The organism is Streptomyces sp. NRRL F-5126, assembly GCF_000721265.1.
In the GTDB taxonomy this organism is placed as follows: Bacteria; Actinomycetota; Actinomycetes; order Streptomycetales; family Streptomycetaceae; genus Streptomyces.
Genome location: NZ_JOFZ01000010.1, coordinates 151,797 through 178,769 on the forward strand (window position 1 = coordinate 151,797; position 26,973 = coordinate 178,769).

A 26,973-nucleotide genomic window follows, 5' to 3' on the forward strand; every position below is an offset into this window, starting at 1 on the left:
GACGTAAGGAAACCACCACGTGCGCACCGTAGCGAGCATGATGCTGCGCCGCCTGCTGACCATGATCCCGCTGATGTTGGCGATCATCCTGTTCATCTTCCTGGTCATGGCGCTCTCGCCCAACAACGCCGCCCTGTCCGTGCTGGGCAATCAGGCGACGCACGCCCAGATCGCGGCGTTCGACCACGCGCACGGCCTCGACCGGCCGCTGCTGGTGCGCTACGTCGTCTACCTCGGGGCCCTGCTGCACGGGGACATGGGCGCCACGTTCTCGCTTGACCAGCCCATCGCCGGCATCATCGGCCAGGCGCTGCCGGTGACGATCCAGCTGACGGCGCTCGGCGTCGCGGGCGCGGTGGTGCTCGCGCTCGTGCTCGGCATCGTCGGGGCCCTGTACCGCGACCGCTGGCCCGACCAGCTGACGAGGGTGATCTCCGTCGCCGGCATCGCCGTTCCCTCGTTCTGGCTGGCGATCCTGATGATCCAGAACTTCTCCGCGATCGGCGGCGGCCCGTTCCCCAGCGGTCACTACGTCAACCCGGACGACTCGCTGTCCGACTGGCTGCGGCACATGGTGATGCCCGCGATCGCGCTCGCCGTGCCGGTGGGGTGCGCCCTGGCCCGAGTGGTGCGTACGTCGATGGTCGAGGAACTCGACCGCGACTACGTGCGCACGGCGATCGGCGCCGGCCTGCCGCCGCTCGTCGTCATCGGCCGCAACGTACTGCGCAACGCCCTGATCACCCCGCTGACGGTGCTCGGCCTGCAGATCGGCTACCTCATCGGCGGCGCCGTCATCATCGAGGCGATCTTCACCCTGCCGGGCATGGGCACGCAGATCATGAGCGCCGTGCAGCAGAACGACGTGGGTCTGGCCAGGGGGCTCGTCATCACGATCGCCGTCGGGTTCGCCGTGGTGAACCTCGTCGTCGACGTCCTCTACCTGATCGTCAACCCCCGCCTGCGAGGAGCGCGCTGATGTCCGCTGCTGAACCCTCCCGTACGCGCGCCGCGCGCCGGCTGCCCGGTGTGGCGGGCGGCATCCGGCGGCTGCCGCCCGCCGCGAAGATCGGCCTCGCCTGGGTCGCCGTCATCGTGCTTGCCGGCGTCCTCGCCCCGCTGCTGACGCCGCACGACCCGGCCGGCCTGGCGCAGGCACCGACCTCGACGGGCCCGGACGGCGACTTCTGGTTCGGGGTGGACCGGCTGGGCCGCGACGTCTTCTCCCGGCTGGTCGCGGGCACCCGCAGGTCCCTGATCGTCGGCTTCGGCTCCACCGCGCTGGCACTCGCCGCCGGGACGGTGCTCGGCGGGCTCGCGGCCACCAGCCGCAAGGCCGTCGACGAGGTCGTGATGCGGGTGCTCGACGTCGTCATGGCGTTCCCGACGATCGTGCTGGCCGCGATCGTGGTCATCGCGTTCGGCAAGACGAACCTGCTGGTCCTTGTGGCGGCCATCGCCTTCGTCTTCACGCCGCAGATCGCCAGGCTGGTGCGGGCGAGCGTGGCGGAGCAGTTCCGCGAGGACTACGTCGCCGCGGAGCGCGTCATCGGCGCCCGCACCCCGTACATCCTCCTGCGGCACGTGGCACGCAATGCGGCGGCACCGGTCCTGGTCTTCGCCACGGTGATGGTCGCCAACGCCGTCGTGTTCGAGGCGTCGCTGTCGTTCATCGGCGCGGGGCTGCAGCCGGAGTCCGCCACGTCGTCCTGGGGCAACGTCATCGCCTACGGGCAGCAGTTGCTGGCCGCCGGCGGCTGGTGGGCGACGCTCTTCCCCGGCCTCGTGATCCTGTGCACGGCGCTCGCGCTGAACGTGCTCTCGGAGGGCATATCGGACGTGTGGGCGGCGCCCGCGGCCCGGCGTGCCGCCGCCCCCGGCGCGAGTGGGAGCGCGAGCACCGGCGAGCAGGAGGCCGAAGAGCCGCGCACCGGGCGAGTCACCGAACTGCCGGGCCTCGCCGGGGCCGCGGCCCGTATCGCCGCCCGGGCGAGGCGGGTCTCGGCGGCCGAACCCGTGCTGTCGGTGGAGGGGCTCCGGCTGAGCTTTCCCGGCAGGCACCGGGGCGTGGACATCGTGGACGGCGTCTCGTTCGCGGTGCGCCCCGGTGAAGTGCTCGGCCTGGTCGGCGAGTCGGGGTGCGGCAAGTCGCTGACCGCGCTGACGCTCATGGGCCTGCAGCCGGCCGGCGCGCGCACCGGCGGACGCGTCCTGTTCGAGGGCAAGGACCTGCTGACGCTCCAGCCGCGCGAACGCCGCGCACTGAACGGCACGGGGATCGCGATGATCTACCAGGACGCCCTGTCGGCACTGAACCCGGCCATGACCGTGCGCGCACAGCTGCGGCAACTGCTGCGCCGCGGCGGCACCAGGACCGCGGACGAGCTGATGGAGCTCGTCGGCCTCGACCCGCGGCGCACCCTGTCGTCGTACCCGCACGAGCTGTCCGGCGGCCAGCGGCAGCGCGTCGTCATCGCCATGGCGCTCTCTCGCGACCCTCGGCTGATCATCGCCGACGAGCCGACCACGGCGCTGGACGTCACCGTGCAGGCGCAGGTCGTGCAACTGCTCCAGCGGCTGCGGGAGGAGCTCGGGTTCGCGCTTGTCCTGGTCTCGCACGACCTGGCCCTTGTCACCGACGCGTGCGACCGGATCGCCGTGATGTACGGCGGCCGGATCGTCGAATCGGGTGCCGTGGCGGACCTGCTCGGCGCGCCCGCCCACCACTACGCGCGGGGGCTGCTGGGCTCCGTGCTGTCGCTGGAGTCCGGTGCCGAGCGGCTCACCCAGATCCACGGCGTCGTGCCCTCACCGGCCGACTTCCCCGCCGGCTGCCGCTTCGCCGACCGCTGCCCGATGGCCGGCGAGGAGTGCGCGACCGTCCCCGCCCTGACCTCCGCTCCCGCTCCCGCCGACGCCGACGCCGACAGCCGCCATCTGGTGGCGTGCCACCGTCCGGCGCGGCACGACTTCGACAGGAAGCCGGTGGCCTCGTGACCGACCTCATCGAGCTGACGGACGTGTCCGTCACCCACCGCACACACGGCGGCGGCCTCTTCGGCAGGGAGCGCGTCCACGCGCTCACCGGCGTCGGCCTCACGGTGGCGGCGGGCGAGACGGTGGGCGTGGTCGGCGAGTCCGGCTGCGGCAAGTCGACGCTCGCCCGCGTGCTGGTGGGGCTGCAGCGGCCCACGTCGGGCACGGCCCGCTTCCGCGGCGAGGACGTCTGGGGGATGACGGGCGCTCACCGGCGCGCCTCCGTCGGGCGCGGCATCGGGATGGTCTTCCAGGACCCGTCGACCTCGCTGAACCGGCGGCTGACCGTCCGCCGGATCCTGCGGGACCCGCTGGACGTGCACCGCCGGCACTCCCCCGCCGACCGCGCGGCCCGGGTGTCCGAACTCGCCGACCTCGTCGGGCTGCCGCCCTCCGCGCTCGACGTGCTGCCGGGGCAGCTGTCCGGCGGGCAGCGGCAGCGCGTCGCGATCGCCAGGGCGCTGGCACTCGAACCCGCCCTGCTGGTCGCCGACGAGCCGACGTCGGCGCTCGACGTGTCGGTGCGCGCGCAGATCCTCAACCTGCTGCTCGACCTGAAGGACCGCCTGGGCCTCGCGATGGTGTTCGTCTCGCACGACATCCAGACCGTGCGCCGGGTCTCCGACCGGGTGGTGACGATGTACCTGGGCCGCGTCGTGGAGCAGACGCCCGCCGGGTCGCTGCCGGACGGCTCGCGGCACCCCTACACCCGCGCGCTGTTCTCCGCGACGCCGAGCCTGCTCGACCCGGTCGAGCCCATCGTGCTCACCGGGCCCGTCCCCTCGGCTGTGCACCCGCCGAGCGGCTGCCCGTTCCGCACCCGCTGCTGGCGCGCCACGGACGCATGCGCGCGGGCCATGCCCGGCGTGCGCACCGAACCGGGCGCGGCCGGGCACGAGTACCGCTGCCTGCACCCCGTGCTCGGCGCGGCCGACCTCGCCGCCGGGTCGCCGGCGACCCCACGGGAAACCCCGTGATCACCGCCCCTGACGAAGGAGAAGTGTTGAACACCAGCAACCGCGTCCGCAGCCGGGTCCCCGCACGCAAGCGCCGCCGCGCCGCGCTCGCCGGGGCTCTCACCACCACGGCGCTCGTCTCCGGCCTGCTGCTCGCCGCGCCGGGCTCCGCCGCCGCCCACGAGACGCACCGCACCGCCCCGTCGGGCGTCACCGAGACGGACATCGCGGCGAGCACGTCGTCGACGTACTACCGCATCCCCGACATCACCGTGTCCACCAAGGGCACCGTGCTGCTCGCCTACGACCGGCGCAACGGCTCGTCCGCCGACCTGCCGGGCGACATCGACACCATGCTCGTGCGCAGCACGGACAACGGGCGTACGTGGAGCAAGCCGGCGGCCGTCGTCGACTACCCGGGACCGCAGGGCTGCGGCGATTCCAGCATGATCGTCGACCGCGACACCGGCCGGATCTTCCTGTTCTGCACCTACAGCGCGGGCAAGGTCGGCTTCCCCACCTCGCAGCCGGGCACCGACGACACCACCGACCCGAACACGCTGCACGTCCAGGTGCGCCACAGCGACGACGACGGGCGCACCTGGAGCGGCCCCACGGACCTCAACCCTCAGGTCAAGGACGTCTCGTGGCGCGGCTACTTCGCGTCTTCCGGCCATGGCATCCAGACCAGCGGCGGCCGGCTGATCCAGCCGCTCGCGGTCGCCGACAGCGCGGGAACGCACCACTTCGCCGACATCCACAGCGACGACCACGGTGCCACCTGGCACGCCGGCGCCCTGAGTTCGGCGGACAACGACGAGAGCAAGGCGGTCGAGCTGTCCGACGGCACCATCGTGCAGAACGTGCGCCCGGTCAGGGCCGGTCACCGGCTCATCGCCACGTCACACGACGGCGGGCAGACCTTCTCCGCGTCCGTCGCCGACCCCGAACTGCCGGACCCGAGCGTCAACGGCGACGAGATCAGGGTGAACGCGGCAAGCCACGGCCCGCACCGTGACTGGCTGCTGTTCGCGAACGCCGCCGACCAGTCCGCACGCCAGAACATGACCATCCGGCTGAGCTGCGACAACGGCAAGACGTGGCCGGTGCGCAAGCTGCTGCACGCGGGCCCTTCGGGGTACGCGGCGATGGCGATGCTGCCCGACGGGCGCGTCGGCGTCTTCTACGAGGGCGGCGCCTCCTCGTACACCGAGAAGATGGTCTTCGCGACGCTGTCACCCGGTGACCTCGGCGCGAGCTGCGGGCGCTGACGTGGAGCCTGCCTTCGATGCCCGCGTCGCCGCCTGGCTCGCACAGCGGGCACTCGACCCCACGGAGTCGGCACCCGGCGTGGCGGGCGCGCGCCTGCACGCTCGGGCCGTGGGCGAGAAGTCCCGTGCCCTGCTGGCTGATCCGTCCCCGGCCGCGTCGGAGACGGACGCGACCGTGCCGCCGGGGACACGGGGGACGCCCGGGACGCCCGTCCGCGTCTTGCGGCCGCACGGTGACAGGCCGCGCCCGACCGTGGTGTTCTGCCACGGCGGCGGCTGGCTCGGCGGGGACCTGGACACGCACCTGCAGCACGCCAGGCGGCTGTGTGCGGGGCTTGGTGCGGTGGTCGTCTCCGTCGGCTACCGGCTGGCCCCCGAGCACCCGTACCCGGCCGCGTTCGACGACTGCCTCTCCGTCACCCGGCGGGTGGCGGCGGACATCGGGGAGTACGGCGGCGACCCCGCGCGGCTCGTGGTCGCCGGTGACAGCGCCGGCGGACAGCTCGCCGCCTCCGTCGCCATCGCCTGCCGCGACCTGGGCGTGGCACTCGCCGGACAGCTGCTCATCGTGCCCGCGACGGACCTGGCGGGCGGCTACGCGTCGGACACCGTCAACGCCCGCTACCCGTCCCGGGCGCGGTGCGGCGAGGGCTACGGCCTGACGACGGAGGCCATGGCGTGGTTCGCGGACGTCTACGGCGCGGGCGAGGCGGCCGGTGACTGGCGGGTCTCACCGCTGCGCGCGGGCGACCTGCGCGGGGTCGCGCCCGCCGTCGTCCACACCGCCGGGTACGACCCGCTGCGTGACGAGGGCGCCGCGTACGCCGGGGCGCTGCGGGACGCCGGGGTCGCGGTCGCGCACCGCGACTGGCCGACCCTCAACCACGGCTACTTCTCGCTCGGCGGCGTCAGCGCCACCGCGGAACGCGCGGCCGCCCAGGCCGTGGCGGACATGCGCCGGCTGGTGTTCCCCGGCGCCAAAGGAGCGTGACGTCCATGGCCGATCCACCCGGGCACCGCACGAGCCAACCCCGGCCTCCGGCCGGGAGCCGCCGGGCGCTGCTCACCGGCCTGGGCACCCCGGCCGCACGGCGCGGCGGCGCTGCCGGTGCTCGGTCCCGATCAGGACTGGGCCACCGTGCTCGCCAGGACGCCACAGGTGCAGCTCGCGCCGGGCATCTCCCCCGCCTCGCCGGGAACGTCACCGAGCTGATGCCCTGGCCAAGCGAGCCCGCCGGCTGACGCGCGGGGGCGCAGGCGTCAGGCGCCCGGCCGGGTGGCGTAGAAGGCGACGGCCGAGGCAGCGGCCACGTTCAGCGAGTCGACGCCGGCGTCCATCGGGATGCGCACGTGCTCGTCGGCGGCGCGCAGCGCGCCCGCCGACAGCCCGTCGCCCTCGGTGCCGAGCATCAGGGCCAGTCTGGGGTGGCGGCGGGCGGCGAGCTCGTCGAGGGTGACCGAGTCCCCGGTCAGGCAGAGGGCGGCGAGCGTGAACCCGTGCTCGCGCAGCAGTCCGGCGTCCCGTGGCCAGGACTCCAGCCTGCTGTACGGGACGGAGAGCACGGCGCCCATGGACACCTTCACGGCACGCCGGTAGAGCGGGTCGGCGCAGCGCGGTGTGAGCAGCACGGCGTCCACGCCAAGAGCCGCCGCGTTGCGGAAGGCGGCGCCCAGGTTGGCGTGGTCGACCGTGTCCTCGAAGACCGCGACACGGCGTCTGCCGGCGCCGGCGAGGAGTTCGGCGGGCGGCGGCAGCGGCTTCCTCGCCATGGACGCGAGGGCGCCACGGTGCACGTGGTAGCCGGTGACGCGCTCGGCGAGCGCCGGTTCGACCACGTAGACCGGCGCGGTGGCCGCGTCGATCACGTCCCGCATGGTGGAGAGCCATTTCGCCGAAAGCAGCATGGACCGCATCGCGTAACCCGCCGCGACGGACCGGCGGATGACCTTCTCGCCCTCCGCGATGAACAGGCCCTCCGCGGGCTCACGCCGGCGCCGCAGCTGCACGTCGGTGAGGTCCGTGTAGTCGTGCAGGCGCGGGTCGGCCGGGTCGTCGAGGACGATCGGTTCCGCCACCGGCTCAGCCCTTCCCGACCGCGACGACGTCACCGATGACGATCACGGCGGGCGGCCGCACGGCCTCGGCCCTGGCGGTCGCGCCCACGGTGGCGAGGGTGGCGTCCACTCGGCGCTGCGCGGCGGTCGTACCCTCCTGGACGAGCGCGACGGGCGTGGCCGGGTCCTTGCCGTGCCCGATGAGCGCGGCGGCGATCGCGCCGATCTTGTCGACGCCCATGAGGACGACGAGGGTGCCGGTGAGCCGGGCGAGCGCCGCCCAGTCCACCAGCGAGCGCGCGTCGCCCGGCGCGACGTGGCCGCTGACGACGGTGAACTCGTGTGCCACGCCCCGGTGGGTGACGGGGATTCCGGCGGCGCCCGGCACGCTGATGGTGCTGGAGATGCCGGGGACGACGGTGCAGGGGATGCCGGCCTCGGCGAGCGCCTGCGCCTCCTCCATGCCCCGGCCGAAGACGAAGGGGTCGCCGCCCTTGAGGCGCACGACGGCCTTCCCCGCCCTGGCGTGCTCGACGAGCGCGGCGTTGATGGCGTCCTGCGCCATGGCGCGGCCGTAGGGGATCTTCGCCGCGTCGATGACCTCGACGTGCGGGGGGAGTTCGTCGAGCAGGTCGCGCGGTCCGAGGCGGTCGGCGATGACGACGTCGGCCGCGGCGAGCAGGCGGCGGCCGCGGACGGTGATGAGGTCGGGGTCGCCCGGCCCGCCGCCGACGAGCGCGACGGGCACGGGCCCGGTGGGCGCGGCGCCGTCGTCGGTGGCCTGCTCGCGGGCGGCGCCGATGGTTCCGTCGCGCAGGCCTTCGAGCACCGCGTCCCTGATGGCGGCGGAGCGGCGCGGATCGCGGTGGCGTGCGTCGCGTCCCGCGAGGACGGCGACGGTGACGCCTTCGTCGCGGCCCGTGGCCGGGGTCCACGCGGTGGCGGCCTCGGCGTCGTCGCTGCGTACGCACCACGTGCGGCCGCGCTCGGCCTCGGCCGAGGCGGCCGCGTTGGCGGCGGCGTCGCCGGTGGCGACGAGGGCGTACCAGGCGTCCGCGAGGTCGCCCTCCGCGTAGCGGCGGCGCTCCCAGCGCAGTTCGCCGGCCGTGGCCATGGCCTCGACCGAGGGCGTCGCGGACGGCGAGACCAGCACGATGTCCGCACCCGCGGCGATCAGCGCGGGCAGACGGCGCTGGGCGACCTGGCCGCCGCCGATGACGACGACCCGGCGCCCGGCCAGGCGGAGCCCGACGGGATAGGCGGGGTGGCCGGCGTCGTGCGGCCCCTCATGTGCCCGGGCGGGGCCGGGTGAGGGGTGTCGCGGTGCGTCGTCGTGGGGCTCGGCCATGCGTACGGCTCCTCGGGCGGGTTCGTCTGATGGCCGCTGCACCGGTGGAGCGGCTGGTGGGGCGCGGTGCGTGGTGGTGGTGGGACCACTTTACGGGGCGGCGCGCGGGAACCGGCGGGCCCCGCACGCCACTCGGCGCGGGACCCGTCGGAGGTGGGTGGCGGTCGCTACTTCTCCGTCACTCCGGCCGAGTCGAACGTCGCCACCTCGTGCATCGCACGCGCCGCGCTCTGGACGAGCGGGAGCGCGAGCAGCGCGCCCGTGCCCTCGCCCAGGCGCAGGTCGAGGTCGACCAGGGGGCGCAGGCCCAGCTTGTTCAGGGCCGCCATGTGGCCGGGTTCCGCGCTGCGGTGACCCGCGATGCAGGCCGCCAGGGCCTCGGGGGCGATCGCGCGGGCCACCAGGGCCGCCGCGCCCGCGCTGACACCGTCCAGGATCACCGGCGTACGCATCGACGCGCCGCCCAGCAGGAAGCCCACGAGCGCGGCGTGCTCAAGGCCGCCGACGGCCGCGAGCACGCCGATCGGGTCGGCCGGGTCGGGGCGGTGCAGTTCGAGCGCGCGCCGCACGACGTCGACCTTGCGCGCGTGCGTCTCGTCGTTGATGCCGGTGCCGCGCCCCGTGACCTCGGCAGGGTCCATGCCGGTGAAGACCGAGATCAGCGCCGCGGACACGGTGGTGTTCGCGATCCCCATCTCGCCGGTGAGCAGCGCCTTGTTGCCCGCCGTCACCAGATCGCGTGCCGTCTCGATGCCGACCTCGATGGCCGCGACGGCCTCCTCTCGGGTCATCGCCGGGCCCGTGGCCAGGTCGGCGGTGCCCGCCCTGACCTTCCGCGGCAGCAGACCCGACGTGGCCGGCAGGTCCGTCGCCACACCGACGTCCACGATGCACACCTCGGCGCCCACCTGCGTGGCGAACGCGTTGCACACCGCGCCGCCGCCGAGGAAGTTGGCCACCATCTGCGCCGTGACCTCCTGCGGCCACGGCGTCACGCCCTGGGCGTGCACGCCGTGGTCGCCCGCGAAGATCGCGACGGCCGCGGGCTCGGGGATCGGCGGCGGGCTCTTCCGCGACAATCCGCTGAGCTGTGCGGAGATGATCTCCAGCACGCCAAGTGCCCCTGACGGCTTGGTCATGCGCTTCTGGCGCTCCCACGCCTCGCCGAGCGCCTTCGCGTCCAGCGGCCTGATCGCCGCGACGGTCTCCTCCAGCAGGTCGTGCGGCTCAGCGCCCGGCAGCACGCGCCTGCCGTACGTCTCCTCGTGGACGACCCAGGCGAGCGGGCGCCGCTTCGACCAGCCGGCCTGCATCAGCTCGGGGTCCTCGGGGAACGCGTCGACGTACCCGACGCACAGGTACGCCACGACCTCCAGATGGTCGGGCAGGCCGAGCGCGCGCACCATCTCGCGCTCGTCGAAGAAGCTGACCCAGCCGACGCCGAGGCCCTCGGCGCGCGCCGCGAGCCACAGGTTCTCCACGGCGAGGGCCGACGAGTAGGGCGCCATCTGCGGCTGCGTGTGCCGCCCCAGGGTGTGCCGGCCGCCGCGCGTCGGGTCCGCGGTGACGACGATGTTGACCGGGGTGTCGAGGATCGCCTCGATCTTCAGTTCCTTGAACTGCTTGGCCCGCCCCTTCGGCAGCGACTTCGCGTACGCGTCGCGCTGGCGCTGGGCCAGTTCGTGCATCGCGCGGCGGGTCTCCTCGGAGCGGATGACCACGAAGTCCCACGGCTGCGAGTGGCCCACACTCGGCGCGGTGTGCGCGGCCTCGAGCACCCGCAGCAGCACGTCGTGCGGGACGGGGTCGGAGCGGAAGCCGTTGCGGATGTCGCGGCGTTCGCGCATCACGCGCAGGACCGTGTCGCGTTCGGCCTCGTCGTAGCCGGACGGCGCGGGGGTGGCGGCGGCAGGCGCCGGCACGGCCGGCGTCTCGCTCGCCGCGGGCGCCTCACCGGGCACCGGCGCTGGCGCTGTCCCGGGAGCGGGCGGGGCTGCCGGTGCCTCTTCCGGCCCGGTCCCGGGGCCGGGCTCCGCGGTCGGGACGGCGCTCGCCGTCCCGACCTGCTCCTGCACGCGTGACGCGTCTCCCGGCGCAGGGGACGGCTGGTCCGCGTGCGCGGCCGGGGCCCCGGCGGGGGTCTGCGCCGCAGGGGCAGCGGCGGCGGGCGCCGTCTCCTGCGCGTCGGCCTCGGGCTGCTGCTCCGGGGCGGGCTCCGGGGCGGGCTCCGGCACGGCGGGGTCCTGCACCGGGACAACCCCTGCCTCGGGGCTCCGCGCCGCCTCGGGTGCCTGCGCCGTCTCGCGTGCCTGCGCGTCAGGTGCCTGCGCCTCGGGGGCGGCCTGTGGCTCGGCGCTCGGCGCCGCATCGGGTGCCTGCACGCCGGGTTCTCCCACCGGTGGCTCCGCCGCCTCCGGCGCCACCGCGGCTTCTGCGGGCGGCTCGGCGACGGGGGCGTCCTGGAGGACGGGCGCCTGGGGGCCCGGGGCCGCTGCCTGGGCGGGCACGGTCCGTGCGGGTTCTGCGGCCTGCGGGATGGTGTGCTCCTCCTGCTGCTGCTCCTGCGCGGTCGCCCCCGCCTCGGGGGCTTCAACAGCGTCCTCGGGGGCGGGGGCAGCCTCCGGCTGCTGCTCGGGCGCCTGCTCGGCGCCCGCCTGCTGGGCCGGCGGGGCCTCTTCGAGGGATTCGAGGGCCACGTCGAGGTACTCGGGCCCGGTCGTGGGCGGCCCGGGCGTCTGCGTCCGCACGGGGTAGGCGGGCGCGGTACGCGCGGCTGGGCCCCGGTCGGCGAGTGACCGTACGACGCCGCTCGTCGGGTCGGAGACCGGCGGTCCGAAGTGCAGGGGCCTGCGCGAGGGGGCCTGGGCCCGCTCGGGCGCGGGGCCGCCGATGGACCCGTCAGGGGGTGTCGCGGGGGACGGCACGTACCCGGGGCCCGCGTCGTCCGGCGACGGCTCCTGGGGCGACGCGTCCTGCGCCACCTGCTCCTGGGGGGCGACGCGCTGGAACTCGGGCGCCTGGCCGGGCGCCTGAGCGTGGCTGAAACCCCGGCCGTCCGAACTGTAGGTCTGCTGCTGCGGCTGCGCCGTCCCCGGCTCCTCGTACGGCACCGCGTGTGCGGGGACTTGCTGGTGGGGCGCGTACTGATCCCCCGGCGCCTGCTGCGCCTCGCCACCCGGCGCCGGCTCCGTGACCGGCGCCGGCTGCTCTATCGACGGCACGGGATCCGGGTGCGGGTACGCCTGCTGCGGGACGTCCGCCGCGGCCGGTGCGGGCGCCACGGGCTGCTGCGCGTAGCCGTCGTGTGCCAAGGGCACGGCGCCGGGCTGCACGTCCTGCGGCGGCACCGGCTGCGGATCGCTCCACGCGCCCTGCGCGCTCGGCATGAGCAGGAGGTCGTCGTCCTCCGCGTGCGCCTCGGACGGGCCCAGGTAGGCGTACTCGCCGACGGCCGGGACTCCCGGCTGCCCCGCCATGCCTGCGTCCTCCGGCCGTCCCTCGCCCGGGACCCCGCCGGTGTCAGTCATGCGTACCCCTCGCCCATCGGTTCTGCTCCTTCAGCAAGCCCTTCGCCGGAGTCGTGCAGAGCCGTGGCCCCGGCCGCTCGTCCATAACAACGAGCGGGGGCGCCGCGCGGCACGAAGGACCGCGGCCCCGGCGTGTCCCCGGACGCTGCCGCCGGCCGTGTGGCGCCTTCGCCGACGGCCGGCCGCGGACCGCGCGCCGTTGCGCGTTCCCCCGGTTTGCGCGTACCGCAGGGGGATCCAAAAGGGTTCCCTTGTCCGGATATTGAACGCCGAAACGGCGGGCTGCCGGCTGCGGTGCAACGGTCGGCCAGCCTACCCCGCGCGCCACCGGACGGGGTCAGGGGGCGCTGTCGGGGCGCTGCCCTGCCACCAGGAAGACGACCGCGCGCTCGCGCTCCGACCAGTCGCCCGTGTCGAGGCCGACGGACTGCAGGAGCGCGCACTCGACGGTGTAGCCGCCCTCGTCGAGGGCGGCGGAGACGGCCTCCGCCTCGTCGCGGGTGGCGGCGTGCGTGACGATCCGCTCCGGCCTGCGGTCGGCGCAGGCGGTGACGACGTCGAGTCCCCCGCCGCCGATCCGTACGACGTCGGGCTCCGGCAGGCGTTCGAGTACGTGGGGCGCGCGCCCCTGGACGACCTGGAGTTGCACCCCGGCGCGCCGGGCGGCCGCCGCGGTGGACGCGCACGCGCCCTCCTCCTCGTCGACGGCGATGACGGCTGCCCCGAACCGCGCGGCCTCCGCCGCGACGGCGCCGCTGCCCGATCCGATGTCCCAGACCAGGTCGCCCGTCCGCGCGCCGATGCGGGCGAGCTGGGCCGCGCGCAGCCAGGTCGACTCGCCCTCGTCCAGGGTGACGCCGTACTCCTCGGTGGGCAGCGCCCAGCCGCGTGCCGCGGACCGCCGCGCCGGGTCGGCGCCGAGCAGCCAGCCGGCGGCGGCGGGTATCGGCGCCCCCTGGGCGCCGCGCGTGCCCGTGCCGCCGATGACGATGACGACGTTCGGGTCGCGCCACACGTGGTCGGAGACCTTGTCGGAGGTGAGGACGGTGACCTGTTCGCGCTCGGTGCCGAGTTCCTCACAGATGACGAACGTGCGGTGGACGCCTTCGAGCAGCAGCGCGAGTTCGGCGGGACCCGCGCCGGGCGAGGTGAGGACGGCGACCTTGGTGTGGGCACGGCAGACGTTGACGGCGCGCCGCAGCGTGCGCCGCTGGGCCACGACGACCTGGGCGTCGTCCCAGGGCATCCCGGCGCGCGCGAAGGCGGCCGCCACGGCGGACACCGCGGGCACGACCTCCACTTCGAGGCCGTGCTCGGGGGCGCGCAGCGTGCGGACGACGCCGAAGAAGCCGGGGTCGCCGTCGGCGAGCACCACGGCGCTGCCCCGGTGGCCGGCGATGCGCCTGGCCGCGAGGTCGATGCTGCCGAGCCTGATGTGCTCGGCGTCGTCGGGCACTTCGGGAAGTGCCAGGTGGTGGGCGGCTCCGGCCACCAGGGTGGCGGCGAGGAGGGCGGATCGGGCCGCAGGGGTGAGGGGTGAGCCGTCCCAGCCGATCACCGTCACGCGGTCGGCCATCGTCGTATGTCTCCCGGAGGTGTCGCGGGCGGAGTGTCGTTGGCGAAGTGCAGCGGATGCGTCGCGGCGGGGCGGGGCGCACGGCACGGTGAGAGTACCGGTACCGCCGGAGCCGCGGCAGACCGGCGGGGTGCGTCGGGGCCGCGGGTTCCGCGTGGACGCGGCGGCTGCCCGGGGCCGGGCGCGGCGCCCGTGTGCGGTCCCTGTCAGCGCCAGTCGGCGTAGCCGCTCGCGTAGCCGCCCGCGTCGGCGAGTTGGTCGCCGACGCCTTCGAGGTCCTCGGGCAGCAGGCTCCACACGATCAGGTCGGTCCTGATGTCGGTCCAGCCGCCGTCCTCGGTCTGCGTGCGCGCTATCCAGGCGTTGCGCAGGACGCCCTCGCTGATGCAGCCGATCTTCTGCGCGACCTGCTGTGCCGCGGTGTTGTCCGCGGCCGTGCGCAGTTCGAGGCGCTCGAACTTCCGGTCGCGGAAGAGCCACTGGGCGAGCGCGAGCATCGACTCCGTGGCGTACCCCTCGCCGCGCGCCCAGGGCGCGGTCACGTACTCGGCGTGTGCCGCGAGGATGTGCCAGTCCGTGTCGTGCAGCCGTACGGTGCCGACGAGGCGCTGCGTCAGGAACTCGGTGACGGCGAAGACGATGCCGCGGCCCTCCCTGCGTTCGGCGGGCGCGGTCCTGCCGACCCACTTCGCGGCGTCGGAGGAGGAGAAGGGGTGCGGGGCGGCGGTCCAGGCGGTGACCATCTCGTCGTTCATCATCTCGGTGCAGGCCGGGACGTCGGCCGACTCGAACGGGCGCAGCACCAGCCGCTCCGTGCTGATGGAAACGTCCGGAAAGGTGGTAGTCATCCGCAGCTCCATGCCTGGGTCCGTCCAGCAGTGCGTCCAGTCCGCCGTAAAGGCAAAGCATGCAGCATCCGGCGGGCCTCGCGCATAGGGGGTGGCCGGGGCCGGGCGCGGGCGGGGGCCGGGGCCGTAATACTCTCGGTGAATGCTTGTCGCCCTGACGATCGCGGTTACAGCGGCCGCGCTCGCCCTCGCCGCCTGGTGCGGTTACGCCGCGTACCGGGATCAGCCGACCAAGGACTGGCATTTCATCGGCATGGCCGTGGTGTCGGTGCTCGCGGTGGTGCAGCTGGTGGCGGGGATCGTGCTGGTCGCGGGCGGGCAGGAGCCGCACGACGGTTCGGTGATCTTCTTCGCGTACCTGGTGGGTGCGGTCCTCTCGGTGCCGATCGCCGGGTTCATGTCGCTGACGGAGCGCACCAGGTGGGGCTCCGTGGTCGTCGCGGCGGGCGGGGTCGTCCTCGCCGTGCTCGAAGTGCGGCTGCACGCGATCTGGGGCGGGTGACGGACGGCGATGGAAGAGGACGGAACGGACGTGACGGCGCAGACGACGGGCCAGGGCGGGAAGACGGCCCGGCAGACGGAAGCCGACGGCGGGCCTGTCAAGAGGGCCAGGCTGGTCTCGGGGCCAGGCCTGGTGCTCGTGTGGCTGTACGGCGTGATGACGGTGGGCGCGGCGTCGCGCTCGGTGTACCAGATCGCGTCGGACTTCGGCCGGGCGCCGCTCGCCTACTCGCTGTCGGCGGTCGCGGCCGTGGTCTACGTGTTCATCACGTACACGCTGGTGCGCGGCGGGGAGACGGCGCGGAAGATCGCACTGGTGTGCTGCGCGCTCGAACTCGTCGGCGTACTGACAGTCGGCACGTGGACGCTCGTGGACCCGTCCGCGTTCCCCGACGCGACGGTGTGGTCGGACTACGGGATGGGCTACATCTTCATCCCTGTCGCCCTGCCGGTGACGGGCATGCTGTGGCTGCGCAGGCCCCGCACGGCGGCGGCCGCCGCCGCCTGACCCGGCCGGCCCGGCCGCCTGCGGTCGTGCCCCGCGCGCGTGACCGGCGTTACCGCCAATCGCCCCTGACGCCCGCGGGCGGAACGCCAGGGGCACCTCTTCAGGCGCTCGCCACGTACGTACCGGACGCGGCGGGCTTCTCCATCGTGACGAGTTCGAGCCGCGTGCCCTCGGCGCTGGTGGCGACGGGCGCGTAGCCGCGGCTGCGGTAGAGGCGCAGGTTGGAGTCGCTGCGTCCGCCCGTGAACAGCTGGAACCTGCGGGCCGCCGGGTCCTGGGCGAAGTGTGTCTCGATCGCGTCGAGGAGCCTGCCGCCGAGCCCGTGGCGCCGCATCCTGGGATGGACCATGAGCTTGCCGATCCTGGCGGTGCCCGACTCGTCGATCCTGCCGCGCACCGAGGCGATGACCTCGTCGCCGAGGCGCGCGACCAGGCAGTGGCCGCCGGCGAGGTCGGCCCTGAGGTCGTCGAGGGACTGCGTGAGTGGCTCGATGGTGTAGTCGCCGTAGAGCTCGGCCTCGCTCTGATAGCACAGGTACTGGAGTTTCAGGATGTTCTCCGCGTCCTGCGCACCTGCCGCTGAGATGGTCACGCTCATGCCCATGTGTGCATGCCTCCCGCTCACTTGGTTACGCCGATTGTCTACCGCTCCTTTCCCACTTGTTCAGGAGCCGCAACCTCCGCGGTGCGTGGATTCTGTGCGGGCATTCGACGCATTCGGGGCCTACCGCACCCAAACGCCCGTGTGACATATCCGACGCGCCCGCCGCCGCGGGCGTGGTCGCGGCCTCGCGCAGCCCTCCCGGGGTGCGTTCGGGCACGCGGCGCGAGTAATGTCCTCACCTGCACCGACCTCGCCACTCATCCATGCCGGCCGACGACACGGAGGATCCGTTGTCCCGTTTCGCGTTCCTCAAGGCAACGATCGGATCACTCGTGCGGCTTGCGTTCCGTACGACGGTGGAGGGCGCGGAGCACATCCCCGGCACCGGTCCCGTGATCCTCGCGGGCAACCATCTGACGTTCATCGACTCGATGATCCTTCCGCTCGTCTGCGACCGGCAGGTGTTCTTCATCGGCAAGGACGAGTACGTGACGGGTCGCGGCATCAAGGGTCGCGCGATGGCGTGGTTCTTCACCGGTGTCGGAATGATCCCCGTGGACCGGGACGGCGGGCGCGGCGGGGTGGCCGCACTGATGACGGGGCGGCGGGTCCTGGAGGAGGGCAAGATCTTCGGGATCTACCCCGAGGGCACCCGCTCCCCCGACGGACGGCTGTACCGCGGGCGTACGGGCATCGCGCGGCTGACGCTGATGACGGGCGCGCCGGTGGTGCCGTTCGCGATGATCGGCACGGACAAGCTCCAGCCGAGCGGGCGTGGGCTGCCGCGGGCGGGCAAGGTCACGGTGCGGTTCGGCCCGGCGATGGAGTTCTCCCGCTACGACGGGATGGAGCGCGACCGCTACGTGCTGCGTGCGGTGACGGACTCCGTGATGGCGGAGGTCATGCGGCTCGGCGGCCAGGAGTATGTCGACATGTACGCCACCAAGGCGAAGGCGGCCTGACGGCCGGTCGCGCCCGCCCTCAGGCCGTCGCGACCCCTTTCGCGTTGCCGCCCCGGCAGCGGCCGGTTCCGCGCGCCGACGGACCCGGCACCCGGCCATCCCGGCGCTGCTCCCGTGGCGCTCGCCGCAGCGGGCTGCTCCTCATACGGGCTCACGCCGTGCCGGGTGTCATGGCCTGCGCCTGCGGAAGGCCTCCCCTCCCGCTGGTGAGCCCGGCATGCCCGGCGAAGCCGAGTCGCGCGCCCGTGGCCCGCTCGGCAGCGGCCGGTTCCGCGCGCCGACGTGCCCGGCGGCCGACCGACCGACCCGCCGATGCCCCCGTCGCGCCCGCGCGCCGTGCCTGCGGCCGACCGCTCCTCGTCGAGTTCCGGCCTGGCGCCCGGCCACCCGCGAAGCCCCGGCCACCCGCGAAGCCCACCGACCGCCCCGGCGACGCCCCCGTCGCGCCCGCGCGCCGTGCCTGCGGCCGACCGCTCCTCGTCGAGTTCCGGCCTGGCGCCCGGCCGCCCGCGAAGGCCCCCGCCCCTGCGGAAGGCCGCCTCTCCCGCTCCGGCGCCGCGGCCCGCGCGGCAGCGACCGGTCCCCGCACCGGTGGCCCCAGCGAGCGGCAGACCGACCCGCCGACGCCCCCGTCGCGCCCTGGCCCGTCCCGGCGAGGGACCGCGGCCCCACGCCGTGCCCCGCATTCCTGCGGCGGGCCGCAGGCCGGAGCCGGGGTACGGCGGGTGCGCTCGCGGACGGGCGCCTCAGTCGTGGGGCATGGCGGCGGCGTGTGCCGCGCCCTCGCGGGCGCGGTCCTCGCCGTCCGGGGGCGCGTCCCCGAGACGCTGGCCCCGCAGCAGCACCCATGCGGCGCCGGCCGTCGCCAGCAGGATCAGCGCGCCCGCGCCCGACGCCGCGCGCAGACCGTCGACGAACGAGCTCTGCGCCGCGGTGAGCAGCGCCGCTCCCCCGTGGCCCAGGCCCGCCGCCGCCTCGACCGCGCCGCCCAGGGAATCGTGTGCGGCAGCCGACGCACCGGCCGGGGTGCCCGGCGGGGACGCGAAGCCGCGGTACACGCCGGTGACGATCGTGCCGAGCAGCGCGATGCCGAGCGCCGTGCCCAGCTCGTAGGCCGTCTCGGAGACGGCCGACGCCGCGCCCGCCTCCTCCTTCGGGACGCTGCCGAGGATCACGTCGGCGGTGACGGTGAAGCTGAAGCCGGCGCCCACGCCGACCACCAGCAGCACCGCGCCAAGCGCCGGGTACGGCGTGTGCACGCTGAAGAGGGTGACCGCCGCGAGCGCGAGCCCGACGGCGGCGAGCCCGCCCGAGACGATCGCCCGCACCGAGAAGCGCCGCGCCGCGCGCCCCGCCATCAGGCCCGTCACGACGGAGCCGACCGCCGCCGGGATCTCGGCCAGTCCGGCCTGCAGCGGATCGCGCCCCTGGACCAGCTGCAGGAACTGCGACAGGAAGAAGATGAGTCCCGACAGTCCGAGGATGGTCAGCAGGTCGGCAAGGACAGCGCCGCGGAAGCCGCGGTGGTGGAACAGGCGCATGTCGAGCAGCGGCTCGGGCAGCGTGAGCTGGCGCCGTACGAACCAGACGAGTGCGGCAAGACCCGCGGCCGCCGAGGCCGCGACGTCTGCCCGCACGCCGTGCGCGGCCGCCTCCTTGACCGCGTAGACGACGCCGATGACGCCGGCGAGCGAGAGCAGCACACTCGGCAGGTCCCACGGACCTGGCCTGGGGTTTTTCGACTCGGGCAGGAGTTTGACGCCGACCGCCACGAGCACCGCCATCACTGGCAGGTTGATCAGGAAGACGGAGCCCCACCAGAAGTGCTCCAGCAGGAAGCCGCCGACGACGGGGCCGACGGCAGCGCCGGCGGAGGCCGTCGCGCCCCAGACGCCGACGGCGAGGCTGCGTTCCTTCGGGTCGTGGAAGATGTTGCGGATCAGCGCGAGCGTCGCGGGCATCAGGGTCGCGCCCGCGACGCCGAGCAGGGCGCGAGCGGCGATCATCATCGCGGGGCTCGTCGCGTACGCGTTGAGCACGGAGATCCCGCCGAACGCGATCGAACCGGTCAGCAGCAGCTTCTTCCTGCCGATGCGGTCGCCGAGGCTGCCCATGGAGACGAGGAGCCCGGCGATGACGAACGAGTAGACGTCGCCGATCCACAGCAACTGGGTGCTCGACGGGCGCAGGTCCTCGCTGAGGTAGGGCGTGGCGAGGCCGAGGACGGTCGCGTCGACCGCCACGAGCAGCACCGCGAGCACCAGCACGGCGAGCGCGAGCCAGCGGCCCAGGCCGCCGCGGAGGGGCGCCGTCGCCGGCGTACCGGGTACGGCGGTCACTGCGCGCTCCGCCGCACCCCGCCGAGCAGCAGTTCGACGGTCATACGGGTGAAGTCACGCGCAGCGACCCTGCCGTCCTGGATGGACCAGGCGCAGGCGCTGATCAGCCCGGAAAGGGCCTCGGCGAGCCATGCTGCCGGCAGGTCGATGCGGAACTCGCCGCTCTCCTGCCCCCGCCGGAACAGCGCGCAGATCCTGGCGTCCGTGCGGTTCCAGCCCTCGTGCACGTCGCCTTCGAAGAGCTGGTTCTCGGTGACGAGGAAGGCGAGCAGGCCCGCGGCGGGCTCGACCGCGGCGACGAACCTGCGCAGCGCGTCCTCCGCCGGTCCCGCGTCGATGTCCGCCGCGTCGAGCGCCGCCTCGATCTCCTGGATGCCGAGCGATTCAAGCGCCCGTACCAGAGCGTCACGGCCGGCGAAGTGCCGGTGGAGGGTGGCGCGGCCGATCCCCGCGGCCCTGGCCACCTCGTCCATGGTGGCCGCCGGCCTGCGGGCGAGCAGGGCGGCGGCGCTGCGCAGCAGGTGTTCACGGTCAACGGCCATGAGACGAACATACCTCGAATGAGACATTCATGTCTCATCGAGTGAGGGACGTCACCATGGCCCCCGGCCGTGTCAGGTCGGGCACGCCCACGGGATATCTTGATGTCGAGCAATATGCGGAAGACCTTGCAGAAGACCTTGCTGACGTGAGCAGACGTGGAGCGGAGCACCGGTGACTGACTCGACCATCATCTATACGCACACCGACGAGGCCCCGGCCCTGGCGACGTACTCGTTCCTGCCGGTGATCGAGGCGTACGCCTCCACCGCCGGTGTCGCCGTGGAGAGCCGGGACATCTCCCTGGCCGGGCGGATCATCGCCCACTTCCCCGAGCGTCTCAAGGAGGACCAGCGCATCGGCGACGCCCTCGCCGAGCTTGGCGAGCTCGCCAAGACGCCGAGCGCGAACATCATCAAGCTGCCGAACATCTCGGCCTCGATCCCCCAGCTCAAGGCCGCGATCGCCGAGCTCAAGGGCCAGGGCTACGCGCTGCCCGACTACCCGGACGACCCGAAGACCGACGAGGAGCGCGACGTACGCGCCCGCTACGACAAGGTCAAGGGCAGCGCCGTCAACCCGGTGCTGCGCGAGGGCAACTCGGACCGCAGGGCCCCCGCGTCCGTCAAGAACTACGCGAAGGCCCACCCGCACCGCATGGGTGCCTGGTCGGCCGACTCGAAGACGAACGTCGCGACGATGGGCGCCGACGACTTCCGCTCCACCGAGAAGTCCGCGGTGATCGCCGAGGACGGCGCGCTGCGCATCGAGTTGGTGGGCGACGACGGCACGACGACGGTCCTGCGCGAGTCCGTGCCGGTCCTGGCGGGCGAGGTCGTGGACGCGTCCGTCCTGCGCGTGGCCGCCCTGCGCGAGTTCCTGACCGCGCGGATCGCCGAGGCGAAGGCCGCGGGCGTGCTGTTCTCCGTGCACCTGAAGGCGACGATGATGAAGGTCTCCGACCCGATCATCTTCGGCCACGTCGTGCGCGCGTTCTTCCCGAAGACCTTCGCCCAGTACGGCGACGTGCTCGCCAAGGCGGGGCTCACGCCCAACGACGGCCTCGGCGGCATCCTCAAGGGCGTCGAGTCGCTGCCCGAGGGCGCCGCGATCAAGGCGTCGTTCGACGCGGAGCTCGCCGAGGGCCCCGAGCTCGCCATGGTCGACTCCGACCGCGGCATCACCAACCTGCACGTGCCGAGCGACGTCATCGTGGACGCGTCCATGCCCGCGATGATCCGCACGTCCGGCCACATGTGGGGCAAGGACGGCGGCGAGCACGACACCCTCGCCGTCATCCCCGACAGCAGCTACGCGGGCATCTACCAGGCCACCATCGAGGACTGCCGCGCGCACGGCGCCTTCGACCCGGCCACCATGGGCTCGGTGCCCAACGTCGGCCTGATGGCCCAGGCGGCCGAGGAGTACGGCAGCCACGACAAGACGTTCGAGATCCCCACCACGGGGACGGTCCGCGCGGTCGACGCGTCGGGCGAGGCGGTGCTCGAGCAGGTCGTCAGCGCCGGCGACATCTTCCGCATGTGCCAGACGAAGGACGTGCCCGTCCGTGACTGGGTCAAGCTCGCCGTCACGCGCGCCCGCGCCACCGGCGACCCCGCCGTGTTCTGGCTCGACGAGTCCCGTGCCCACGACCGCAACCTGATCGCGAAGGTCGAGGCGTACCTGCCGGAGCACGACACCGAGGGCCTGACCATCGAGGTCATGTCGCCGGTCGACGCCACCAGGTTCTCGCTGGAGCGCATCCGGCGCGGCGAGAACACCATCTCGGTCACCGGCAACGTGCTGCGCGACTACCTGACCGACCTCTTCCCGATCCTGGAGCTCGGCACGAGCGCCAAGATGCTGTCGGTGGTGCCGCTGATCAGCGGCGGCGGCCTGTTCGAGACGGGCGCGGGCGGCTCCGCGCCCAAGCACGTGCAGCAACTCGTCAAGGAGGACTACCTCCGCTGGGACAGCCTCGGCGAGTTCCTGGCCCTCGCCGTCAGCTTCGAGCAGCTGGCGAACTCCACGGGCAACGCACGCGCCAAGGTGCTCGCGGAGACCCTGGACCGCGCCACCGGCACGTTCCTGAACGAGGACAAGTCGCCGAGCCGCCGCATCGGCGGCATCGACAACCGCGGCAGCCACTTCTACCTGGCCATGTACTGGGCACAGGAGCTGGCGAAGCAGACGGCGGACGCGCGTCTCGCCGAGGCGTTCGCGGGCCTCGCCAAGACGCTGACGGAGCAGGAGCAGACGATCGTCGGCGAACTGGCCGCGGTGCAGGGCTCTCCGGTCGAGCTGGGCGGCTACTACCAGCCCGACCCGGCGAAGGCCGCCGCCGTGATGCGTCCGTCGAAGACGTTCAACCAGGCGATCGACGCGCTGAAGGGCTGAACGGACGGGGCTGGGGGCGGCTCGGCCGCCCCCAGCCCAGGGCCGTGCCGGGCTGCCGCCGGCGCGCGGGACACCGGCCAGAGCGTTTCCAGAGTGCTGCGCGCGGCGGCTCGACGACGAAGGCAGGGGCGGCAGGAGTCGAACCTGCGGCGTCCGCTTTTGGAGAGCGGTGCTCTGGCCTCTGAGCTACACCCCTTCGTCCTCGTCACTCCGACTCTGGCAGGGATGCCTCAGACGTGTCATGTGATGATCCGTGTGTCGGACGGTCCTCCCACGTATGGCCGCGCCCGGCCCGCGCCTGACGGGGCCTCACCTTTTCACGGCGGCCCAAGCGTGCTGGATGACCAGGTCGGCCTTCAGCTCGGACAGCTGCACGGCGACCGCGGAGGGCGCGGTGCCACCGCGTCCGCTGCGCGAGGCGAGCGCGCCCTGCACGTTGAGCACCGAGCGCACGTCAGGCGTCAGATGCGGGGAGATCTTCGCGAACTGCTCGTCCGTCAGCTCGTCCAGGTCGATGCCGAGCGCCTCGCACTCCTTGACGCACTCCCCCGCGACCTCGTGGGCCACCCGGAACGGCACCCCCTGCTTGACCAGCCACTCGGCGATGTCCGTCGCGAGCGAGAATCCGGCAGGCGCGAGCTCCTCCATGCGCGTCCTGTTGATCTTCAGGGTGGCCATCATGCCGGTGAAGGCGGGCAGCAGCACCTCAAGCTGGTCGCAGGAGTCGAAGACGGGCTCCTTGTCCTCCTGGAGGTCGCGGTTGTACGCGAGCGGCAGCGCCTTGAGCGTCGCCATCAGGCCCGTCAGGTTGCCGACCAGGCGGCCCGACTTGCCGCGCGCGAGCTCCGCGATGTCCGGGTTCTTCTTCTGCGGCATGATCGACGAGCCGGTCGAGTAGGCGTCGTCCAGCGTCACGAAGGAGAACTCCTTCGTGTTCCAGATGATGACCTCCTCCGCGATGCGCGAGAGGTTGACGCCGATCATCGCGGTGATGAACGCGAACTCGGCGACGAAGTCGCGCGAGGCGGTGCCGTCGATGGAGTTGCCCGACGACCCGCGCTCGAAGCCGAGGTCCACCGCGACGGCCTCCGGGTCGAGGCCGAGGGAAGAACCGGCGAGCGCGCCCGAGCCGTACGGGGAGACCGCCGTGCGCTTGTCCCACTGGCGCAGCCGCTCCGCGTCCCTGGACAGCGCCTGCACGTGCGCGAGCACGTGGTGCGCGAACAGCACGGGCTGGGCGTGCTGGAGGTGGGTGCGGCCCGGCATCGCGACGGTGGGGTGGGCCTCGGCGAGGCCCACGAGGGCGTCCTGGAGGCCGGCGATCAGGCCGCCGACGATGCGGGCGTGGTCGCGCAGGTACATCCGGAAGAGCGTGGCGACCTGGTCGTTGCGCGACCGGCCGGCGCGCAGCTTGCCGCCGAGGTCGGGGCCGAGCCGCTCCAGCAGGCCGCGTTCGAGCGCGGTGTGCACGTCCTCGTCGGCGACGGTACCGGTGAACGTGCCGTCCGCGACGTCGTCCTCCAGCTGGGCGAGGCCCGCGAGCATCTCCGTCAGCTCGTCAGCGGTGAGCAGGCCCGCCTTGTGCAGCACGCGGGCGTGGGCGCGGGATCCGGCGATGTCGTACGGGGCGAGGCGCCAGTCGAAGTGCACGGACGCGGAGAGCTTCGCCAGGGCGTCGGCCGGTCCGTCGGCGAACCGGCCGCCCCAGAGCCTGACGTCACCGTTGTTGCTGCTCACTGCTGCTCCTGAGGGAGAGGAAGGCGGTCATGGTGGTCGTGGTGCCGCGCACGCGGCGGCGCGCGGGCGGCCGGAACCGGCACCGCCTCCCCGCCCACGAGGGAACGGGGAGGCGGTGGGATGCCGGTACGGCCGCGCCTTGGGCAGTGGTGCCCTGGGGCAGGTTAGCCCTGGAGGTCGCGCTTGGCGGCGATCTTCGAGGAGAGGCCGAAGATCTCGATGAAACCCTGCGCCTTCGACTGGTCGAACGTGTCGCCGGTGTCGTACGTGGCGAGGTTGAAGTCGTACAGCGACGAGTCGGAGCGGCGGCCCGTGACCACGGCGCGGCCGGCGTGCAGCGTCATCCGGATGTCGCCGGTGACGTGCTCGTTCGCCTCGTTGATGAAGCCGTCGAGCGCGCGCTTGAGCGGGGAGAACCACTGGCCGTCGTAGACGAGCTCGCCCCAGCGCTGCTCGACCTGCCGCTTGTAGCGGGCCAGTTCGCGCTCGACGGTCACGCTCTCCAGCTCCTGGTGCGCGGTGATCAGCGCGATCGCGCCGGGTGCCTCGTAGACCTCGCGCGACTTGATGCCCACGAGCCGGTCCTCGACCATGTCGATGCGGCCGATGCCCTGGGCCCCGGCGCGCTCGTTGAGCTGCTGGATGGCCTGGAGGACGGTGACGGGCCTGCCGTCGATGGCGACGGGGACGCCCGCCTTGAAGGAGATGACGACCTCGTCGGCCTCGCGCTGTGTGGCCGGGTTCTGCGTGTAGTCGTAGATGTCCTCGATGGGCGCGTTCCAGATGTCCTCGAGGAAGCCCGTCTCGACGGCGCGCCCGAAGACGTTCTGGTCGATGGAGTACGGGGACTTCTTGGTGGTCGCGATCGGCAGGTTCTTCTGCTCGCAGAACGCGATCGCCTTGTCACGGGTCATCGCGTAGTCGCGCACGGGGGCGATGCACTTGAGGCCGGGCGCGAGGGCGACGATGCCGGCCTCGAAGCGGACCTGGTCGTTGCCCTTGCCGGTGCAGCCGTGGGCGACGGTGCCTGCGCCGTGCTTCTCGGCCGCGGCGACGAGGTGCTTGACGATCGCCGGCCTGGACAGGGCGGACACCAGCGGGTAGCGGTCCATGTAGAGGGCGTTGGCCTTGATGGCCGGCAGGCAGTACCCGTCGGCGAACTCGTCCTTCGCGTCGGCGACCTCGGCCTCGACGGCCCCGCAGGCGAGGGCACGCTTGCGGATGACATCCATGTCCTCGCCGCCCTGGCCGACGTCGACGGCGACGGCGATCACCTCGGCGCCCGTCTCCTCGGCGATCCAACCGATGGCGACGGACGTGTCCAGGCCGCCCGAGTAGGCGAGTACGACGCGCTCGGTCACGACTCTCTCCTTAGGATGCATTCGCTGATGGGTATAACTATGCAAGCCTCCGCATGGTTTGTCAAAACTGGTGGTCACGGGCGCGGCCGCGCGGGGACGGCGCCGAGCGGCGCTGGGTCCTCGGGGAGCCGCCAGGCGCCCCCGCGGTCCTCCTTCGACCATCGCGCGACGAGGTCGGGGACGCGCAGGAACGAGGCCAGCGCCGAGGCGGCGAGGACGGTGCCGATCGCGGCCCGGGTCTCGGGCAGCATCAGGCGCAGGAGGCGCGGATCGACCTGGCCCTGGATCTCGTCGGCGAAGGGGCGCAGCGCCGTGTCGTAGCCGGCCAGCGCCGCCGGCAGGTCGTCCGGGTGCCGGTTGATCTCGCCGGCCAGGACGTGGGCCCCGACCAGGCCGCCCGAGATGCCCATACCGCTGTAGGGGGAGGCGCAGTGCGCGGCGTCGCCGGCCAGCACCACACGCCCCCTGGACCAGGTATCGGTGCGCACCTGGACCACTTCCTGCGAGTAGAAGAAGGGGCTCTCCCCCATGGACTCGATGAAGCGCCCCGCCTGCCACCCGGCGTCACGGAACCTGGCGGCCCAGAACTCCTGCTGGCGCTCCACGGGGGCGCGATGGACGGCCGAGGCCTCCCGTGACTCCTCGCGCAGTACGAAGTACGCCTGGGTTTCGGACGGGCTGTGGCTGCGGCGCATGATCTGGCGGCCGCCCGGGGCCATGTACGTGTCCCGGATGTTGCTGTCGGAGGCGATGCGCGGGACGAACCAGTAGGCCATGTGGATGCCCGTCCGCCAGTACGGGTCGGCCCCCTCGGGGAGTATCGCCCGCCGGATGCGCGATCCTTGCCCGTCGGCGCCGACCAGGAGGTCGAACGCGCCAAAGGACCCGTCCGAGAAATGCGCGACGACCTCGCGCTCGTCCTGCTCGAAGCCGTCCACGCTCTTGCCGAAGACGTACTCGGCGTCGTCCTTCGTCGCGTCGTGCAGGATCCGTACCAGGTCGCCGCGCATGATCTCGTACTCCGACGTGAGCGTCTGCCGGCCGCGCCCCGAGGTGTTGGCCATGATCGTCGCCCTGGCCCTGCCGCGGGCGTCCACGAAGGCGACACCCGCCTCGTCCACGAGCTTCCCGCGCACGGCGCCGAGCAGTCCCATCCGTTCGACGGCCTCGATGCCCTGTCCGCGCAGGTCGACCTGCGCCCCGGTGGCCCGCAGCGCCGGGTGGCGCTCGACGACGGTCACGTGGTGGCCGCCCCGCGCGAGCCAGAAGGCCAGGGCCTGCCCCGCGATCCCGCCGCCTGCGACGAGGACCCGCAGCCGACGCGGCTCCGACTTCCCTGTCATGCTCATCACCCCAAAATCTATCGGTGAAAGATTCCTTTTCAGAGTCATCTATCGGCGATAGATT

At 73.3% G+C, this 26,973-nt stretch carries 20 protein-coding genes and 1 tRNA gene; 9 read left to right on the plus strand and 12 right to left on the minus strand.

Translation table 11 applies throughout. The annotated features are described in order from the left end of the window. The first annotated feature begins 19 nt into the window (after nucleotides 1-19). The 5 genes from IH48_RS0122155 to IH48_RS0122175 are packed head-to-tail and all read left to right on the plus strand — an operon-like array spanning nucleotide 20 to nucleotide 6,254. A complete protein-coding gene (locus tag IH48_RS0122155; RefSeq protein WP_078849938.1) occupies nucleotides 20-979 on the plus strand; it encodes an ABC transporter permease in 960 nt (319 codons plus the stop codon). After that, entirely contained in the window at nucleotides 979-2,997 is a 2,019-nt protein-coding gene (locus IH48_RS0122160) for a dipeptide/oligopeptide/nickel ABC transporter permease/ATP-binding protein (RefSeq protein ID WP_030907360.1), read from the plus strand. Before IH48_RS0122155 ends, IH48_RS0122160 begins: the two co-directional genes overlap by 1 nt. Beyond that, nucleotides 2,994-4,013 carry an oligopeptide/dipeptide ABC transporter ATP-binding protein gene (locus IH48_RS0122165; RefSeq protein WP_030907362.1) on the plus strand — a complete coding sequence of 340 codons (1,020 nt, stop codon included), beginning with the start codon at nucleotides 2,994-2,996 and terminating at the stop codon, nucleotides 4,011-4,013. Before IH48_RS0122160 ends, IH48_RS0122165 begins: the two co-directional genes overlap by 4 nt. Before the next feature lie 26 nt (nucleotides 4,014-4,039). Further along, complete coding sequence (locus IH48_RS0122170; RefSeq protein ID WP_051840353.1) at nucleotides 4,040-5,263, plus strand: sialidase family protein; 1,224 nt, start codon at nucleotides 4,040-4,042, stop codon at nucleotides 5,261-5,263. Between the two features lies 1 nt (nucleotide 5,264). Next, nucleotides 5,265-6,254, plus strand: a complete 990-nt coding sequence (locus IH48_RS0122175; RefSeq protein WP_051840354.1) for an alpha/beta hydrolase — start codon at nucleotides 5,265-5,267, stop codon at nucleotides 6,252-6,254. A gap of 269 nt (nucleotides 6,255-6,523) precedes the next feature. Here IH48_RS0122175 and IH48_RS0122180 read toward each other — a convergent pair whose 3' ends face one another. From IH48_RS0122180 to IH48_RS0122200, 5 genes are all read right to left on the minus strand, one after another. Further along, nucleotides 6,524-7,339, minus strand: a complete 816-nt coding sequence (locus IH48_RS0122180) for a TrmH family RNA methyltransferase (RefSeq protein WP_030907368.1) — start codon at nucleotides 7,337-7,339, stop codon at nucleotides 6,524-6,526. A gap of 4 nt (nucleotides 7,340-7,343) precedes the next feature. Beyond that, complete coding sequence (cobA, locus tag IH48_RS0122185) at nucleotides 7,344-8,666, minus strand: uroporphyrinogen-III C-methyltransferase (RefSeq protein ID WP_030907370.1); 1,323 nt, start codon at nucleotides 8,664-8,666, stop codon at nucleotides 7,344-7,346. A 167-nt stretch (nucleotides 8,667-8,833) separates the two neighbouring features. Next, nucleotides 8,834-12,193: a nicotinate-nucleotide--dimethylbenzimidazole phosphoribosyltransferase gene (gene cobT / locus IH48_RS0122190; protein ID WP_030907374.1), complete on the minus strand. Its 3,360-nt coding sequence runs from the start codon at nucleotides 12,191-12,193 to the stop codon at nucleotides 8,834-8,836. Between the two features lie 337 nt (nucleotides 12,194-12,530). Next, a complete protein-coding gene (gene cbiE / locus IH48_RS0122195; protein ID WP_030907377.1) occupies nucleotides 12,531-13,769 on the minus strand; it encodes a precorrin-6y C5,15-methyltransferase (decarboxylating) subunit CbiE in 1,239 nt (412 codons plus the stop codon). Nucleotides 13,770-13,975: 206 nt separating this feature from the next. Then, nucleotides 13,976-14,617, minus strand: coding sequence for a GNAT family N-acetyltransferase (locus IH48_RS0122200; RefSeq protein WP_078849961.1), 642 nt, complete (start codon nucleotides 14,615-14,617; stop codon nucleotides 13,976-13,978). Between the two features lie 142 nt (nucleotides 14,618-14,759). Here IH48_RS0122200 and IH48_RS0122205 point away from each other — a divergent pair, with 142 nt between their 5' ends. Both IH48_RS0122205 and IH48_RS33550 read left to right on the plus strand, forming a co-directional pair. Further along, a complete protein-coding gene (locus tag IH48_RS0122205; RefSeq protein WP_030907383.1) occupies nucleotides 14,760-15,119 on the plus strand; it encodes a hypothetical protein in 360 nt (119 codons plus the stop codon). A 9-nt stretch (nucleotides 15,120-15,128) separates the two neighbouring features. Next, entirely contained in the window at nucleotides 15,129-15,626 is a 498-nt protein-coding gene (locus tag IH48_RS33550) for a hypothetical protein (protein ID WP_030907386.1), read from the plus strand. A 100-nt stretch (nucleotides 15,627-15,726) separates the two neighbouring features. Here IH48_RS33550 and IH48_RS0122215 read toward each other — a convergent pair whose 3' ends face one another. Next, nucleotides 15,727-16,230, minus strand: a complete 504-nt coding sequence (locus tag IH48_RS0122215) for a GNAT family N-acetyltransferase (protein ID WP_030907389.1) — start codon at nucleotides 16,228-16,230, stop codon at nucleotides 15,727-15,729. A gap of 263 nt (nucleotides 16,231-16,493) precedes the next feature. Between IH48_RS0122215 and IH48_RS0122220 the strand changes: the two genes are divergently transcribed. After that, nucleotides 16,494-17,192: a lysophospholipid acyltransferase family protein gene (locus IH48_RS0122220; protein WP_030907392.1), complete on the plus strand. Its 699-nt coding sequence runs from the start codon at nucleotides 16,494-16,496 to the stop codon at nucleotides 17,190-17,192. A gap of 746 nt (nucleotides 17,193-17,938) precedes the next feature. Here IH48_RS0122220 and IH48_RS0122225 read toward each other — a convergent pair. Both IH48_RS0122225 and IH48_RS0122230 read right to left on the minus strand, forming a co-directional pair. Then, on the minus strand, nucleotides 17,939-19,531 hold the full coding sequence (locus tag IH48_RS0122225) for an MFS transporter (RefSeq protein WP_051840356.1): 1,593 nt from the start codon (nucleotides 19,529-19,531) through the stop codon (nucleotides 17,939-17,941). Further along, nucleotides 19,528-20,073, minus strand: a complete 546-nt coding sequence (locus IH48_RS0122230) for a TetR/AcrR family transcriptional regulator (RefSeq protein ID WP_030907398.1) — start codon at nucleotides 20,071-20,073, stop codon at nucleotides 19,528-19,530. Before IH48_RS0122230 ends, IH48_RS0122225 begins: the two co-directional genes overlap by 4 nt. A gap of 172 nt (nucleotides 20,074-20,245) precedes the next feature. Here IH48_RS0122230 and IH48_RS0122235 point away from each other — a divergent pair, with 172 nt between their 5' ends. Next, nucleotides 20,246-22,468 (plus strand): NADP-dependent isocitrate dehydrogenase, encoded by a 2,223-nt coding sequence (locus IH48_RS0122235; protein WP_030907401.1) that lies wholly within the window; start codon nucleotides 20,246-20,248, stop codon nucleotides 22,466-22,468. A gap of 123 nt (nucleotides 22,469-22,591) precedes the next feature. Here the strand turns inward: IH48_RS0122235 and IH48_RS0122240 are convergent. The 4 genes from IH48_RS0122240 to IH48_RS0122255 form a co-directional block, all read right to left on the minus strand. Then, nucleotides 22,592-22,664 (minus strand) — tRNA-Trp (locus IH48_RS0122240). Between the two features lie 113 nt (nucleotides 22,665-22,777). Next, a complete protein-coding gene (argH, locus tag IH48_RS0122245; protein ID WP_030907404.1) occupies nucleotides 22,778-24,205 on the minus strand; it encodes an argininosuccinate lyase in 1,428 nt (475 codons plus the stop codon). A 164-nt stretch (nucleotides 24,206-24,369) separates the two neighbouring features. Then, the gene (locus tag IH48_RS0122250) at nucleotides 24,370-25,566 is read right to left on the minus strand and encodes an argininosuccinate synthase (protein WP_030907406.1); all 1,197 of its coding nucleotides are present in this window, start codon (nucleotides 25,564-25,566) and stop codon (nucleotides 24,370-24,372) included. Between the two features lie 74 nt (nucleotides 25,567-25,640). Then, nucleotides 25,641-26,915 (minus strand): FAD-dependent monooxygenase, encoded by a 1,275-nt coding sequence (locus IH48_RS0122255; RefSeq protein WP_234434342.1) that lies wholly within the window; start codon nucleotides 26,913-26,915, stop codon nucleotides 25,641-25,643. Nucleotides 26,916-26,973 lie beyond the last annotated feature (58 nt).

Bases quoted from the DNA above. Each gene is read 5' to 3' on its own strand.
- IH48_RS0122160 (WP_030907360.1), top strand. From the start codon at position 979: ATGTCCGCTGCTGAACCCTCCCGTACGCGCGCCGCGCGCCGGCTGCCC.
- cobA (WP_030907370.1), bottom strand. From the start codon at position 8,666: ATGGCCGAGCCCCACGACGACGCACCGCGACACCCCTCACCCGGCCCC.
- cobT (WP_030907374.1), bottom strand. From the start codon at position 12,193: ATGACTGACACCGGCGGGGTCCCGGGCGAGGGACGGCCGGAGGACGCA.
- cbiE (WP_030907377.1), bottom strand. From the start codon at position 13,769: ATGGCCGACCGCGTGACGGTGATCGGCTGGGACGGCTCACCCCTCACC.
- IH48_RS0122200 (WP_078849961.1), bottom strand. From the start codon at position 14,617: ATGACTACCACCTTTCCGGACGTTTCCATCAGCACGGAGCGGCTGGTG.
- IH48_RS0122205 (WP_030907383.1), top strand. From the start codon at position 14,760: ATGCTTGTCGCCCTGACGATCGCGGTTACAGCGGCCGCGCTCGCCCTC.
- IH48_RS33550 (WP_030907386.1), top strand. From the start codon at position 15,129: ATGGAAGAGGACGGAACGGACGTGACGGCGCAGACGACGGGCCAGGGC.
- IH48_RS0122215 (WP_030907389.1), bottom strand. From the start codon at position 16,230: ATGGGCATGAGCGTGACCATCTCAGCGGCAGGTGCGCAGGACGCGGAG.
- IH48_RS0122220 (WP_030907392.1), top strand. From the start codon at position 16,494: ATGCCGGCCGACGACACGGAGGATCCGTTGTCCCGTTTCGCGTTCCTC.
- IH48_RS0122230 (WP_030907398.1), bottom strand. From the start codon at position 20,073: ATGGCCGTTGACCGTGAACACCTGCTGCGCAGCGCCGCCGCCCTGCTC.
- IH48_RS0122255 (WP_234434342.1), bottom strand. From the start codon at position 26,915: ATGAGCATGACAGGGAAGTCGGAGCCGCGTCGGCTGCGGGTCCTCGTC.